Below are 12,889 nucleotides of genomic sequence, written 5' to 3' on the forward strand. Positions count from 1 at the left end.
ATGCAGTTCAACCGCAATTACGACGGCGTCAGCGGCGCGCTGAAGGCGGTCGACGTCGGCGGCAAACCTTACCGCGAAGCCTTCGTCTGCAAGCCGCAGGATTGCGGCGACCGCAAGTTCGAGGTCATGTTCGACGCCGACGCGACCCATGCCTATGGCGCGCTCGGCGGCCGCAACGACCCGCCCGCCTTTTACGGCGCGCCGCCGCCCGAGGTGCAGGACGCACTGGCCAAGGGATTCCAGGGATAGGCGCTAGCCCGGCAGCGCGTCGCGATAGACGCGCGCCTCGCCTTCAGCGTCGACGATTCGCCAGCTTCCGTCGTCGGACTCGGCCGCGTAGCTCGGCCCGATCGGCGTCTTGCCGTGCGCGTCGGGCCGATCGAGCACGTAGGTCGGCGTGGCGAGTCCCGACAGGCGCTGACGCAATTCGCGCATCAGCGCCTGACCGCGGGCGACGGAAACGCGGAAGTGCGCCGTGCCCGGCGCGAGATCAGGGTGGTGCAGGTAATAGGGCTTCACCCGCGCCTCGACGAAGGCGCGCATCAGCGCTTCCAACGTGTCGGCGTCGTCGTTGACGCCCTTCAGCAGCACGCTCTGGCTGACCAGAGTCGCGCCGGCGTCAATCAACCGCCGGCAGGCGGCGCGCGCTTCGTCCGTCAGCTCGCGCGGATGGTTGGCGTGCAGCGCGACGTACACCGTCTTGCCGTGGCCGTGGCACAGCGCACGGGCCATCGCCTTGGTCGCGCGCTCCGGCGCCGCGACCGGCAGGCGGGTGTGCCAGCGCAGCACCTTGAGATGCGGGATCGCCGCCAACGCCTGGGTCGTCTCGGCGAGACGGCGCGGCGACAGGACGAGCGGATCGCCGCCGGTCAGCACCGCCTCCCAGATCTGCGGACGCGCCCGCACATAGGCGAGCGCGGCGGCGAATTCCTCCGCGCTCAGCGCTTGCGCGCCGGGGCCGATCATTTCGCGGCGGAAGCAGAAGCGGCAATAGACCGCGCAGACCGCTGCGAGCTTGATCAACACGCGGTCGCGATAGCGGTGGACCAGTCCATGAAGCGGGCTTCTCAGCGCGTCGCCAATCGGGTCGACGACCTCGGCTGGGTGGCGGATGAGTTCGCGCGCGTCGGGCAGGTACTGGCGGGCGATCGGATCGTCGGATTCGCCTGGCGCGATCAGACGCGCCACAGCCGGCGTCAGCGCGATCGCGTAGCGCGCCGCGACCGCGGCCGCCTCGTTGCGGCGTTCGGGCGCGATCAGCCCGGCGGCGACCAGATCTTCGGCGGTCTTCAAGGCGCGATGGGGCCGGCGGGCGTTCATCGCGGCTGTTTAGGCGCGCGCGCCGCCGAAGGAAAGCGGCGTCGAAACGCGCCGCCCGGATCTCACGTCGCGACGCCCCGCTCGCCGCCCTTAACCGACCCTTCAAGGCTTCCTGGCGCGCCTGCTTCTTGGTCGATCCGCGTCGCCAATCGCGCCTCGAGCGCCGCGCAGCGCGCCGTCGCGGCGCGCAACGCGGCCTCGCTTTCAGCGAACGCCCGGCCCTGCTCGGCGAGTCGATCGCGGTCTTCGAGCGCGGCGGCGTGGCGGGCGGCGAGGTCGCGATGCGCCTCCTCGAGGGCGGCGAGTTTCGCGGTCGTCTCTTCCAGCCGGCCGTTGCAGGCCTCGAACTCGAGCACGAGCTCCGATACCGGCGACAGGAAGCTCTGAAACAGGCCTCTGAGCCGCTCGAGGTGATCGAGCGAGCGGCCGATGTCCTCGCATTGCGCCTTCAGCGCCGCGCTGCGGGCGCCGACTTGCGGCATGACGCTTTCGTGTCCAATCAGCCGCGCCTCCCGCGCGCCCTGTGGGCGGTCGCCCTGCTCGACCAACGCCACCACCTGATCCCAGAAGGTCCGCATGCCCCGCTCCCGCCTCGCGCGCCCCGCGCAAAGCCGTTGGGACGCCGGCCCTCCCCCGCCGCCGGACGCCCGACCACGCCCAGCTAATCTCTGCAACCTGTGCGTGTCAATTAGGAGTGGAACAATCCACCCGCGAATACGCCAAACCACGGGCGCACACCGGATTTTCGCCCCCACCGCACAGACGAGAGGATGTTTAAGAACGCCAGGGCGCGACTCCCGGCGATTGCGACGATTCGCGCTTCGCGCGTTGGTGCGGACGGCGGGGGTCGAACCCGCACGGCCAAGCGGCCGAAGGATTTTAAGTCCTTTGCGTCTACCAGTTCCGCCACGTCCGCCCGGAGGTGTTGTTTCACATCCGCGGCTGAAATTGAACCCGACGGCTCAGCCGACGGCGTCCTTGGCGATCGGCGGCTGGAAGGCGAGACCCATATCCCAGGGGAAGTAGATCCAGGTGTCCTGCGACACTTCGGTGATGAAGGTGTCGACCAGCGGCCGGCCGAGCGGCTTGGCGTAGACGGTGGCGAAATGGGCCTTCGGCAGCATTTCGCGCACGACCTTGGCGGTTGCGCCGGTGTCGACGAGATCGTCGAGCAGCAGGACGCGCGCGCCGCCTGACTTGGCGACGTCGGCGCCGATCGACTTGAGCACTTTGACGCCGCCCTGGTCCTTGTAATTGTGGTAGGAGGCGACGCACACCGTCTCGATCACCCTGAGTTCGAGTTCGCGCGCCACGATCGCCGCCGGGACCAGGCCGCCGCGCGTCACCGCCACGATCGCCTCGAACGGGCCCGCCGCCGACAGGCGCCAGGCGAGCGCGCGCGCGTCGCGGTGGAATTGGTCCCACGAGACCGGAAATGCCTTTTCGCGACCGTCAGCCATGGCGTTTGTCCTCATTCCGCTTGCCGCGCCCTGATTAGCAAGCGGCGCGCCGGCGCGCGAGGCGCGGAGGCCGCCGTCAACAGCTTTGCCGCCCCGCCCCGCCCTCAGACCGACCTGACGGAAGCGCGGATCTCGGCCAGCATCGCCTCGACCGCCGCCTGCGTCGCCGCGACCTTGGCCGGATCGCGGCCGCGCACGACGATCTGGTTGCGGAACGAGCCGTCGGCGTAGGAGGGATAGGAGCCGATGATCGTTTCGCCATGGGCCGCGGCGATGGCGCCGAGCGCTTCGGCGTAGCGCCCCTCCGGAATCGCGCCGGCGTCGATCGTCTGGACGGTCATCTTCGTCCCCGTCTCGATCGTCTTGGCCGCCGTATCCAGCATCGCCTGCATCACCGCCGGCACGCCGGCCATGACGATGACGTTGCCGATGCGAAAGCCCGGCGGCGGCGAAACCGGATTGTCGACCAGCTCCGCCCCGACCGGCATGCGCGCCATGCGGCGGCGCGCGGCGTTGAGTTCCTCGGTCTTATAGCGCGCCCGCATCAGCGCGAGCGCGCGCGGGTCCTCGTCGATCGGCGCGCCGAACGCCTTGGCGACCGCGTCGGCGGTAATGTCGTCATGGGTCGGACCGATGCCGCCGGTGGTGAAGACGTAGTCGTAGCGCACGCGCAGCGCGTTGAGCGCCGCGACGATCTCCGCCTCGACGTCGGGGACGACGCGCGCCTCGCGCAGATCGACGCCGGCGTTGGCGAGGTATTCGGCGATATAGCCGATGTTGCGGTCCTTGGTGCGGCCGGACAGGATCTCGTCGCCGATGACGAGAACGGCCGCGGTGACGATCTTCTCGCTCATGCTGGCGTCTCCTCATCCGCAAGCTCGTAGGCGACGTTCTCTCCGGTGCGCAGGATTTCGCGGTAGCCGAGCCCGCGCAGCCGCTGCTCGAGCTGCGCCCCGACTCTGAGCAACGCGAACTCCATGACGATGAGCCGCGGCCACAGAGCGCGCGGCGCAGCACTCAGAAACGGATCGAGCACCAGATCCTCCGCGCCTTCGACGTCGAGTTTGATCGCATCGATCTTCGCGTAGCCTTCTTCGCGCGCCAAGGTCAGCAGCGTCTTCGCGCGCACCGGGATCTGCTCGACGCGCGCCTCGGCGCTGACGATCCGGACCGAAGACTCGCCCTGATTGTGGGTGTTGACGAACAGCGTCACCTCGCCGTCGACGTCGGCCAAGGCGCAAGACACCGCTTTGACGTTGGCGAAGCCGCTCTGGCCGATGTTGTAGGCGAGCCGCTCGAACAAGGCCGGCAACGGCTCGACGGCGAGGATGCGCGCGCGGGGGCCGCCGATCGCGGCGATCGCCAACGCGTAGCCGCCGACGCTGGCGCCGACATCGAGAAAGACGAAGTCGCCCTTCAGCCGCTCGGCGAGAAACGCCCGCTCGCGCGGATCGAAATATTGCGGCGTGAACAACAGCCGCTTCTCGGCGTTGTTGTTGTGAGGGTAGAGGCGCATGCGCGCGCCGAGCGAGACGACGTCGACCGGCCGGCCGCGCAGGCCCCGCATCGCCAGGCCGCGCACCAGGAAGGCGATGCGCTTGCCCAGCCAGCTCGTCGAGCACCGGCGCGTCGCGGCAAGCGTCAGCTTGAGCAGTCCCGACGGCGCATAGGCGCCGAAGGGCGCGGATTCGACGAGATTGTCCCGGGACATCGACGCTCGCTTCAGCACGACGCCGGCGGTCTAGCACGGGCGGCGCGGCGCCCGCCAGCCTCGCGCCAAAATCAGCCCGGCGAGCGCCGAGCCCGCCTCCGCCGCGGCTTGTATTGCCTTGTGACGAAGGCGTATTAGATGAACGACAGTCTGGGGCGCGTCGCCCGCCCCCCTGCCGAGGATCGTTCATGACCTTCATCGATTCCGCTCAGTCGCACAGCCGACGCAGCGGCCACATCAAGCTGCATGGCCCGGAGGGCTTCGCCGGCATGGGCAAGGCTGGCCGCCTGACCGCCGAGGCGCTCGACCGGCTCGCCGAGCGGGTCAAACCCGGCGTGACGACCAACGCGCTCGACAGGTTCATCTACGAGTTCGCGCGCGACCACGGCGCCTATCCGGCCCCCCTGCTCTATCGCGGCTTCCGCAAGTCGATCTGCACCTCGATCAACCACGTCGTCTGCCACGGCATCCCGGACGACAAGCCGCTGCGCGACGGCGACATCCTCAATATCGACGTGACGCTGATCGTCGACGGCTGGCACGGCGACGCGAGCCGCATGTACGTGGCGGGCGAGGCGCCGCGCCGCGCGATGCGGCTGATCGACGTCACCTACGAGTGCCTGCGGCGCGGCATCGCCGCGGTCAAGCCGGGAGCGACGGTCGGCGACATCGGCTATGCGATCCAGAGCTACGCCGAGAGCGAGCGCTGCTCGGTGGTGCGCGACTTCTGCGGCCATGGCCTCGGCCAGTTGTTCCACGACGAGCCGAACATCCTGCACGTCGGCAAGCGCGGCGAAGGCGCGCCGTTGCGCCCGGGCATGTTCTTCACCATCGAGCCGATGATCAACATCGGCGGCTTCGGGGTGAAGGTTCTCGCCGACGGCTGGACGGCGGTGACGCGCGACCGCTCGCTGTCGGCGCAATTCGAGCACACGATCGGCGTGACCGAGACGGGAGCGGAAATCTTCACCGCCTCGCCGGCCGGCCTTGAGCATCCGCCTTACGCGCGATGAACGGGCGACCGGCCACCGACGGGCCTGCCCACTACCACGGCCACCGCGCGCGTCTGCGCGAGCGCCTGTTGCAGGCGGGGTCCGAAGCGGTCGCCGACTACGAGCTCATCGAGCTGGTGCTGTTTCGCGCCATCCCGCGCCGCGACGTCAAACCGCTCGCCAAGACGCTGATCGCTCGCTTCGGCTCCTTCGCCGAAGCGATCGCCGCCGAGCCGGCGCGGCTCGCCGAGGTCGAGGGCATGAGCCAGGGCGCCATCGCCGAATTCAAGATCGTCGAGGCGGGCGCGAAGCGCTTCGCCAAGGGCGTCGCGCGCAAGCGGCTGCCGGTCGGCTCGTTCAGCGCCGTCATCGACTATTGCCGCACGGCCATGGCGTTCGACGCGCGCGAGGAGTTCCGCGTGCTGTTTCTCGATCGCAAGAACGGACTGATCGCCGACGAGAGTCAGGGCGTCGGCACGGTCGACCAGACTCCGGTCTATCCGCGCGAAGTCGTGCGCCGCGCCCTTGAATTGTCGGCGACTGCGGTCATCCTCGTTCACAATCACCCGTCCGGCGACCCGACGCCGTCGACCCAGGACGTCAAGATGACGCTCGACATCATCGCCGTCGCCCAGCCGCTTGGCGTGGCCGTCCACGATCACATCATCGTCGGCCGCGACGGCCACGCGAGCTTGAAGGGCCTGCGGCTGATCTGACGGACGCGAGCGGCGTTCAGTGCAGCGCGAACTGCGCCCTGACCGTACGGATCTCGGCCGGGCCCACCAGCCGGACACGGGCGACGCGGACCGAATGAAGCGGACCGTCGAGCGACATGTTCCAGAAATCGAGGAACTTGTGCAGCGCCGGGAATTCCGGCGCCAAGTCGTAGTCCTGCCAAACGTAAGTCTGCAACAGCGACAGGTGATCGGGCAGCCGATAGAGAATTTCGGCGGTGGTCAGGCAGAACCCCTGCAGCTGGCGAACGAAGTCCTCGGAAACGCGTGACGCCATAGCGCGGCCCTCCGGGCTGCGGCGGAGCGACTCGACCGTGGCTGCGGCTCGCGCGTCCGCCGATTCCTCATTGCGCACGCGAAAGCTTAACCGAGGCTTTCGCATCGCGCTTTCGGAAGCGCAAGTTCCATGCCGGAATCGCCGCCGCTGATGCGGCGTCGAAAGGCGCGAATTGCCTACGAAAGCGGCGCCAAACGATCCAATTTTGGTCGCCGCCGCGGCGACGCGCGCCCCCGCAGGCAGCCTGTCCGCGACGCCGCGGCGGCGGAACGCTCGCCGGAACGGCGCGCTTTCCGCGGCAGCGGCCGAGTGAACCTCATCGCCGACGGCGAAAATTCACGCCTTGGCCGACGTCCACGCTTCGCCGATCCGCTCCGATAGCCTCGCCGACGCCCGTTCGCCGGCGCGGCGCAAGTTCGTTCGAAAAGTCCCGACTCGCCTCGCCGATTCTTGTTCGGGCCGGCCGGGGACAACGCCATTTTCGTTGGAAATTGCGCCTCTCCGCCGCACTGACCCGCAGCGAACGGCGCCGCAACGGCCGAAGGCGCCGACGGCCGCGAGGGCGGCGGCGGCCCTCAAAGGGGTTGAGGATCAAAACAAATCCGGCGATTGCCGCGCGCGCGCGCGCCCGCTAATGTCGTCGGGGGGAACTGTTGCGCGCGGCGGCGCGCAACCCAGGGCGACGGGCGGCCAACCACCACTGGTCGGACGGTGAGCAATGGCGCGGTTCCTGCATCGATAAGGTGAACTTCAGGGGGCGCGTCGCAGTATGGACAATTTCCTGCAGCAGCTCATCAACGGGCTGACGCTCGGATCGATTTACGGCCTGATCGCCATCGGCTACACGATGGTCTACGGCATCATCGGCATGATCAATTTCGCCCACGGCGACGTGTTCATGCTCTCCGCCTTCATCGCGCTCCTCATCTTCCTGGTCCTGTCGCAGGTTGTCGGCGTCGCCTCGCTGCCGGTCGCCTTCGTCATCGTGCTGATCGGCGGCATGGTGCTGACCTCGGTGTGGAACTGGACGATCGAACGAATCGCCTACCGCCCGCTGCGCGGTTCGTTTCGTCTCGCGCCGCTGATCTCGGCGATCGGCATGTCGACATTCCTGTCGAACTTCGTTCAGGTGGTCCAAGGCCCGCGCAACAAGCCGGTGCCGCCGATGTTCACCAACTTCATCAACGTCGGCGGCGCCAGCCATCAGATCGTGCTGCAATACCGCCAGATCGTCATCATGGTCGTCACCGGGATCCTGCTGGTCGGCTTCTGGTGGCTGGTGCAGAAGACGGCGCTGGGGCGGGCGCAACGCGCCTGCGAACAAGACAGCAAAATGGCCTCGCTGATGGGCATCGACGTCGACCGCACCATCTCCATCACCTTCGTCATCGGCGCGTCGCTCGCCGCGGTCGCCGGCACGCTTTACATGATGTATTACGGTGTGGTGAATTTCGCCGACGGCTTCCTTCCCGGCGTCAAGGCGTTCACCGCTGCGGTGCTCGGCGGCATCGGGTCGCTGCCCGGCGCGGTCCTCGGCGGGCTGACGATCGGCCTGATCGAAGTCTTCTGGGCAGCTTACTTCTCGTCCGACTACAAGGACGTCGCCGCGTTCTCGATCCTAGCGATCACCCTCATCTTCATGCCTTCGGGCCTGCTCGGCCGTCCTGAGATCGAGAAGGTTTGACGATGACCGCCGTCGCCATGACCACCGAGACCGTGGGCGTCTCTGCGCGCCTCAAAGATGCGGCGGCCGCGGCCGTCCTCGTCGTTTTGCTGTGCATGCCGATTGTGTTCCTGCACGCCGACGCCGACATGGACGGCGTGCTCCACCCGATCCCGCGGCCGTGGCCAGTGGCGATCCTCGCCTTCCTGGCGTTTTTCGGCCGCCTCGCGGCGTTGAATTTCGCCGAAGGTCGAAAACAGGAACGCGTCGTCAAATCGACCGAAGCGGTCGGCTGGCGCGCCACGATCGCCAAACGCCTGCCCGGGGTCGGCCTCGCCGCGCTGTTCCTCTATCCGCTGTTGTTGCTGCTGATCCTCGGCTCCGGCCGCTCGCTAAAATGGGTCGACAGCTACGGCATCCAGATCCTCATCTATGTGATGCTGGGCTGGGGCCTCAACATCGTGGTCGGGCTCGCCGGCCTGCTCGATCTCGGTTACGTCGCCTTCTATGCGGTCGGCGCCTATTCCTACGCGCTGCTGGCGACGACCTTTGGCCTTTCGTTCTGGATCTGCCTGCCGCTCGCCGGCGTTCTCGCGGCGCTGTGGGGCGTCATGCTCGGCTTTCCCGTGCTGCGTCTGCGCGGCGACTACTTGGCGATCGTCACCCTCGCCTTCGGCGAGATCATCCGCACCATTCTCGTCAACTGGGTCGCCTTCACCGGCGGCGGCGCCGGCATCGCCTCAATCCCGAAGATCACCTTCTTCGGCCTGCGCTTCGCCGACACGCCGAGCAGCTTCGACAAATTCTTCCACATGGATTACTCGCCGCTGCACGGCAAGATGTTCCTCTACTACGTGATCTTGTGCCTGGCGCTGATCACCAACCTGGTGTCGATCCGCCTACGCCGATTGCCGATCGGTCGCGCCTGGGAGGCGCTGCGCGAGGACGAGATCGCGTGTCGTTCGTTGGGGGTTAACACTACCAACACCAAACTCACCGCCTTCGCGCTCGGCGCCTTCTTCGCCGGACTCGCCGGCTCCTTCTTCGCTGTGCGGCAGGGCTTCATCAGCCCGGAGAGCTTCACCTTCAACGAATCGGCGACCATCCTCGCCATCGTCGTCCTCGGCGGCATGGGCTCGCAGATCGGCGTCGCCTTGGCCGCGGTGTTCCTGATCGGCGGCTTCGAGATGCTGCGCGAGCTCGACTTCCTGCGCGCGGTGATGTCGGATGGCACCGGCGTGATCGTGATCTGCGTTGGTGTATTCATCTTCGGCGTCGTGCGTCAGCGCCGCCTCGCCGCCCAGATCGCGCTGGCGTTGATCGTCGCGTTGCTGGCGCTGCGCGTCTTCCAGTTGCTTCCGCCCACGCTCGTCGCGCCGTTCGGTATGCCCGGCTTTGATCCGGCCCAGTATCGCGGCCTGCTGTTCGGCCTGGCGATGGTGGTGATGATGGTGGTCAGACCGCGCGGCTTCGTCTCGACCCGCTCGCCGTCGATCTTCCTCAAGGAGCGAAAAGCTGTGTCCGGCGATCTGGTCAAAGAGGGACACGGCTGATGCGGTGGCAGTCCAATCCCCTGCTGGTCGTCGAACATCTCACCATGCGCTTCGGCGGCCTGGTCGCCGTCAACGACCTCACGTTCCAAGTCGGCCGCGGCGACATCACCGCGCTGATCGGCCCCAACGGCGCGGGCAAGACGACGGTGTTCAATTGCGTCACCGGCTTCTACAAACCGACGGAAGGACGCTTGGCGCTTGCTCGTCTCGGCGCCGCCTCGGCGGCGCAGGTCGACGCGCTGACGCGATCGGCCAGAAAGCACGCGATCAGCGAAGGATCTGAAATCTTCCTGCTCGAGCGCATGCCGGGCAACGAGATCGCCTGGCGGGCGAAGGTCGCTCGCACTTTCCAGAACATCCGCCTCTTCCAAGGCATGACGGCGCTCGAGAACCTCATCGTCGCCCATCACAATTCGCTGATGCTGGCGAGCGGCTTCACGATCCTGGGGCTGTTCGGCGCGCCGAGCTACCGCGCCGCCGAGACCGCGGCGGTCGAGCGGGCCAAGTACTGGCTCGACAAGATCGGCCTGCTGGACCGCGCCGACGATCCGGCCGGCGAGCTGCCCTACGGCGCGCAGCGGCGACTCGAGATCGCCCGCGCGATGTGCACCGATCCGGTGCTGCTCTGTCTCGACGAGCCCGCCGCCGGCCTCAACCCGCGCGAGTCGCTCGAGCTGAACCAGCTGCTGCATTCGATCCGCGAGGAGCACAACACTTCGATCCTGCTGATCGAGCACGACATGTCGGTGGTCATGCAGATTTCCGACCACATCGTCGTGCTCGACTACGGCATCAAGATCGCCGACGGCACGCCGGAGGAGGTGCGCACCGATCCGAAGGTCATTGCCGCCTACCTCGGCGTCGCCGACGACGACGAACTCGCCAGCGCGGAAGCGGAGATCGGCGGATGAGCCAGGCCACTGTCAGCCATGACGCGCCGCGCGTCGGCCCTGCGCCTAAGACGCTGCTGTCGATCCGCGGCGTTGAGACCTTCTACGGCAAGATCCAGGCGCTCAGGGGCGTCGACATCGACGTCGGCGAAGGCGAGATCGTCACTCTGATCGGCGCCAACGGCGCCGGCAAGTCGACGATGATGATGACCATCTTCGGCAAACCTCGTGCGCGGCGCGGCTCGATCATCTTCGACGGCCAGGACATCACCAACATGCCGACGCACAAGATCGCGCGCATGTCGATCGCCCAGTCGCCCGAAGGCCGCCGCATCTTTCCGCGCATGACGGTGTTCGAGAACCTGCAGATGGGCGCCTCGGTCGACAATTTCGCTCATTTCGAAGACGACCTTGAGCAGGTCTTCACCATGTTCCCGCGGCTCAAGGAACGCAGCCAACAACGCGGCGGCACCTTGTCCGGCGGCGAGCAGCAGATGCTGGCGATCGCGCGCGCGCTGATGGGTCGTCCGCGCCTGCTGCTGCTCGATGAGCCCTCGCTCGGCCTGGCGCCGCTGATCGTCAAACAGATCTTCAACGCCATCGCCGAACTCAACCGTGACCAGCGGATCACGGTGTTTCTGGTCGAGCAGAACGCGTTCCATGCGCTCAAGCTGGCGCATCGCGGCTACGTGATGGTCAACGGCGTGATCACTATGCAGGGCACCGGCCAGGAACTGTTGGCGCGGCCGGAAGTGCGCGCCGCTTATCTCGAGGGGGGCCATTGATGGCCGGCTTTCTGTGGGTCGACAGCGACTTCGGCCTCCTTGCATTCATCATCCTCAGCGCCCTCGGCGCCGCCGCCGCCTTCGCCACCGGACGGGCGCTGGCGAGCGGCTGGAGCCCGCGGTGGCGCATCGTTCCGGCGGCGGTCGCCCTCGCCGCCGCCGTGCAGTTCCTGCACTTCGCGTTGTTCCAGGAGGATCTGCTGTCGCTCCACTACTACCTCGTCACGTTGGCGCTGCTGCTGCTCGCGGCCTGGGTCGGTTATGCGAGGATGCGGGCTCGGCAGATGGCGACGCAATATTCCTGGGCCTTCGAACGGGTCGGCCTGATCTGGCGGGCGCGCTGACCTCGTTCGGCGCGGCGGGCGAGAAATCGCCCGAAAGCGCCTGGTGAGCAGGTGACACCCGCCGAAAAACACGCTTTGATCCTGCCTAAGGTGGGATCGTTTCCGCCTCGGGGGCGCTGTCTGCGCCCCAAACACAGGGAGCGTAGTATGAAGAAATACTGGTTGACGGGTCTCGTGCTCGCCGCCGGCCTGGGCATGGCCAGCGCGGCGGACGCGCAGATCAAGTTCGGCGTCGCCGGGCCGATCACCGGCCCGAACGCCTCGTTCGGCGCGCAGCTGACCAATGGCGTCGGTCAGGCGGTTGAGGACTTCAACAAGGCGGGCGGCATTCTCGGTCAGAAGATCGAGCTCGAGCAGGGCGACGACGTTTCCGATCCCAAGCAAGGCGTCTCGGTCGCCAACAAGTTCGTCGGCGACGGCGTCCACTTCGTCGTCGGCCACTTCAACTCCGGCGTGACCATCCCGGCTTCCGAAGTCTATGCCGACAACGACGTCCTCTTCGTCACCCCCTCGGCCACCAACCCCAAGGTCACCGATCGCAAGCTGTGGGACGCCTTCCGCACCTGCGGCCGCGACGACCAGCAGGGCAAGCTGTGGGCCGATCTCGCGCTCGGCGATCTCAAGGACAAGAAGATCGCCATCGTCCACGACAAGACCCCCTACGGCCAGGGCCTCGCCGACGCCGCGCGCGGCTTCATGAACGCCGGCGGCAAGAAAGAAGTCCTCTACGAAGGCGTCAACGTCGGCGAGAAGGACTATTCGGCGATCGTCTCCAAGATCAAGGCCGCGGGCGCCGACTACCTGATGTGGGGCGGCCTGCACACCGAAGGCGGCCTGATCGTGCGTCAGATGCGCGACCAGGGCATGAAGACGATCATGATCTCCGGCGACGGCATCACCGACAACGAGTTCGCCTCGATCGGCGGCCCCGGCGTCGAAGGCACGCTGATGTCGTTCGGCCCCGAGCCGCGCGACAACCCGGCCGCCAAGGACGTCGTCGCCGAGTTCAAGGCCAAGGGCTACGATCCGGAAGGCTATACGCTCTACTCCTACGCCGCGATGCAGATCATCAAGCAGGCGATCGAGAAGGCCAACTCGACCGACCCGCACAAGGTCGCCGACGTCATGCACTCGGGCATGGCGTTCAAGACCGTGCTCGG

At 67.2% G+C, this 12,889-nt stretch carries 14 protein-coding genes, 1 tRNA gene and 1 pseudogene; 9 read left to right on the top strand and 7 right to left on the bottom strand.

Going from position 1 to position 12,889, the window contains the following annotated elements; translation table 11 throughout:
* Positions 1 to 249 (top strand): Ivy family c-type lysozyme inhibitor (locus tag ABSF49_RS15140; protein ID WP_424113488.1); only part of this gene is annotated, 249 nt, incomplete at its 5' end.
* A gap of 3 nt (positions 250 to 252) precedes the next feature.
* Here the strand turns inward: ABSF49_RS15140 and ABSF49_RS15145 are convergent.
* The 6 genes from ABSF49_RS15145 to ABSF49_RS15170 form a co-directional block, all read right to left on the bottom strand.
* Positions 253 to 1,320, bottom strand: a complete 1,068-nt coding sequence (locus ABSF49_RS15145) for a lysine-2,3-aminomutase-like protein (protein WP_424113489.1) — start codon at positions 1,318 to 1,320, stop codon at positions 253 to 255.
* A 62-nt stretch (positions 1,321 to 1,382) separates the two neighbouring features.
* Complete coding sequence (locus ABSF49_RS15150) at positions 1,383 to 1,898, bottom strand: hypothetical protein (RefSeq protein ID WP_424113490.1); 516 nt, start codon at positions 1,896 to 1,898, stop codon at positions 1,383 to 1,385.
* Between the two features lie 251 nt (positions 1,899 to 2,149).
* Positions 2,150 to 2,236 (bottom strand) — tRNA-Leu (locus tag ABSF49_RS15155).
* A gap of 46 nt (positions 2,237 to 2,282) precedes the next feature.
* Entirely contained in the window at positions 2,283 to 2,780 is a 498-nt protein-coding gene (gene gpt, locus ABSF49_RS15160; protein WP_424113491.1) for a xanthine phosphoribosyltransferase, read from the bottom strand.
* Between the two features lie 104 nt (positions 2,781 to 2,884).
* Positions 2,885 to 3,634: a competence/damage-inducible protein A gene (locus tag ABSF49_RS15165; RefSeq protein ID WP_424113492.1), complete on the bottom strand. Its 750-nt coding sequence runs from the start codon at positions 3,632 to 3,634 to the stop codon at positions 2,885 to 2,887.
* Complete coding sequence (locus tag ABSF49_RS15170; RefSeq protein WP_424113493.1) at positions 3,631 to 4,491, bottom strand: FkbM family methyltransferase; 861 nt, start codon at positions 4,489 to 4,491, stop codon at positions 3,631 to 3,633. The genes ABSF49_RS15165 and ABSF49_RS15170 overlap by 4 nt, the downstream gene beginning before the upstream one ends.
* A 188-nt stretch (positions 4,492 to 4,679) precedes the next feature.
* On the opposite strand from ABSF49_RS15170, the gene map reads away from it, so the two are divergent.
* Entirely contained in the window at positions 4,680 to 5,504 is an 825-nt protein-coding gene (gene map, locus ABSF49_RS15175) for a type I methionyl aminopeptidase (protein ID WP_424113494.1), read from the top strand.
* Positions 5,501 to 6,199: a RadC family protein gene (radC, locus tag ABSF49_RS15180; protein ID WP_424113495.1), complete on the top strand. Its 699-nt coding sequence runs from the start codon at positions 5,501 to 5,503 to the stop codon at positions 6,197 to 6,199. Before map ends, radC begins: the two co-directional genes overlap by 4 nt.
* Positions 6,200 to 6,215: 16 nt before the next feature.
* On the opposite strand, the gene ABSF49_RS15185 is transcribed toward radC, so the two are convergent.
* Positions 6,216 to 6,494 carry an usg protein gene (locus ABSF49_RS15185; protein ID WP_424113496.1) on the bottom strand — a complete coding sequence of 93 codons (279 nt, stop codon included), beginning with the start codon at positions 6,492 to 6,494 and terminating at the stop codon, positions 6,216 to 6,218.
* A gap of 769 nt (positions 6,495 to 7,263) precedes the next feature.
* On the opposite strand from ABSF49_RS15185, the gene ABSF49_RS15190 reads away from it, so the two are divergent.
* The 6 genes and pseudogenes from ABSF49_RS15190 to ABSF49_RS15215 form a co-directional block, all read left to right on the top strand.
* Positions 7,264 to 8,178: a branched-chain amino acid ABC transporter permease gene (locus ABSF49_RS15190; protein WP_424113497.1), complete on the top strand. Its 915-nt coding sequence runs from the start codon at positions 7,264 to 7,266 to the stop codon at positions 8,176 to 8,178.
* A 2-nt stretch (positions 8,179 to 8,180) separates the two neighbouring features.
* Positions 8,181 to 9,431 (top strand): annotated as a pseudogene (gene livM, locus ABSF49_RS15195) (high-affinity branched-chain amino acid ABC transporter permease LivM); the annotation flags it as partial.
* Between the two features lie 278 nt (positions 9,432 to 9,709).
* Positions 9,710 to 10,621: an ABC transporter ATP-binding protein gene (locus ABSF49_RS15200; protein ID WP_424113498.1), complete on the top strand. Its 912-nt coding sequence runs from the start codon at positions 9,710 to 9,712 to the stop codon at positions 10,619 to 10,621.
* Positions 10,618 to 11,385, top strand: coding sequence for an ABC transporter ATP-binding protein (locus tag ABSF49_RS15205; RefSeq protein ID WP_424113499.1), 768 nt, complete (start codon positions 10,618 to 10,620; stop codon positions 11,383 to 11,385). Before ABSF49_RS15200 ends, ABSF49_RS15205 begins: the two co-directional genes overlap by 4 nt.
* On the top strand, positions 11,385 to 11,729 hold the full coding sequence (locus ABSF49_RS15210; protein ID WP_424113500.1) for a DUF6867 family protein: 345 nt from the start codon (positions 11,385 to 11,387) through the stop codon (positions 11,727 to 11,729). Before ABSF49_RS15205 ends, ABSF49_RS15210 begins: the two co-directional genes overlap by 1 nt.
* Before the next feature lie 147 nt (positions 11,730 to 11,876).
* On the top strand, positions 11,877 to 12,889 hold a 1,013-nt coding region (locus ABSF49_RS15215; protein WP_424113501.1), incomplete at its 3' end, for a branched-chain amino acid ABC transporter substrate-binding protein.

The sequence above is a fragment of the Roseiarcus sp. genome (assembly GCF_049514155.1).
Taxonomy (GTDB): Bacteria; Pseudomonadota; Alphaproteobacteria; order Rhizobiales; family Beijerinckiaceae; genus Roseiarcus.

What these genes read in the sequence shown, in the direction of transcription:
- ABSF49_RS15185 (WP_424113496.1), bottom strand. Translation starts at nt 6,494, where the DNA reads ATGGCGTCACGCGTTTCCGAGGACTTCGTTCGCCAGCTGCAGGGGTTC.
- map (WP_424113494.1), top strand. Translation starts at nt 4,680, where the DNA reads ATGACCTTCATCGATTCCGCTCAGTCGCACAGCCGACGCAGCGGCCAC.
- ABSF49_RS15150 (WP_424113490.1), bottom strand. Translation starts at nt 1,898, where the DNA reads ATGCGGACCTTCTGGGATCAGGTGGTGGCGTTGGTCGAGCAGGGCGAC.
- ABSF49_RS15190 (WP_424113497.1), top strand. Translation starts at nt 7,264, where the DNA reads ATGGACAATTTCCTGCAGCAGCTCATCAACGGGCTGACGCTCGGATCG.
- ABSF49_RS15205 (WP_424113499.1), top strand. Translation starts at nt 10,618, where the DNA reads ATGAGCCAGGCCACTGTCAGCCATGACGCGCCGCGCGTCGGCCCTGCG.
- ABSF49_RS15170 (WP_424113493.1), bottom strand. Translation starts at nt 4,491, where the DNA reads ATGTCCCGGGACAATCTCGTCGAATCCGCGCCCTTCGGCGCCTATGCG.
- ABSF49_RS15165 (WP_424113492.1), bottom strand. Translation starts at nt 3,634, where the DNA reads ATGAGCGAGAAGATCGTCACCGCGGCCGTTCTCGTCATCGGCGACGAG.
- ABSF49_RS15145 (WP_424113489.1), bottom strand. Translation starts at nt 1,320, where the DNA reads ATGAACGCCCGCCGGCCCCATCGCGCCTTGAAGACCGCCGAAGATCTG.
- gpt (WP_424113491.1), bottom strand. Translation starts at nt 2,780, where the DNA reads ATGGCTGACGGTCGCGAAAAGGCATTTCCGGTCTCGTGGGACCAATTC.
- ABSF49_RS15200 (WP_424113498.1), top strand. Translation starts at nt 9,710, where the DNA reads ATGCGGTGGCAGTCCAATCCCCTGCTGGTCGTCGAACATCTCACCATG.
- ABSF49_RS15210 (WP_424113500.1), top strand. Translation starts at nt 11,385, where the DNA reads ATGGCCGGCTTTCTGTGGGTCGACAGCGACTTCGGCCTCCTTGCATTC.
- radC (WP_424113495.1), top strand. Translation starts at nt 5,501, where the DNA reads ATGAACGGGCGACCGGCCACCGACGGGCCTGCCCACTACCACGGCCAC.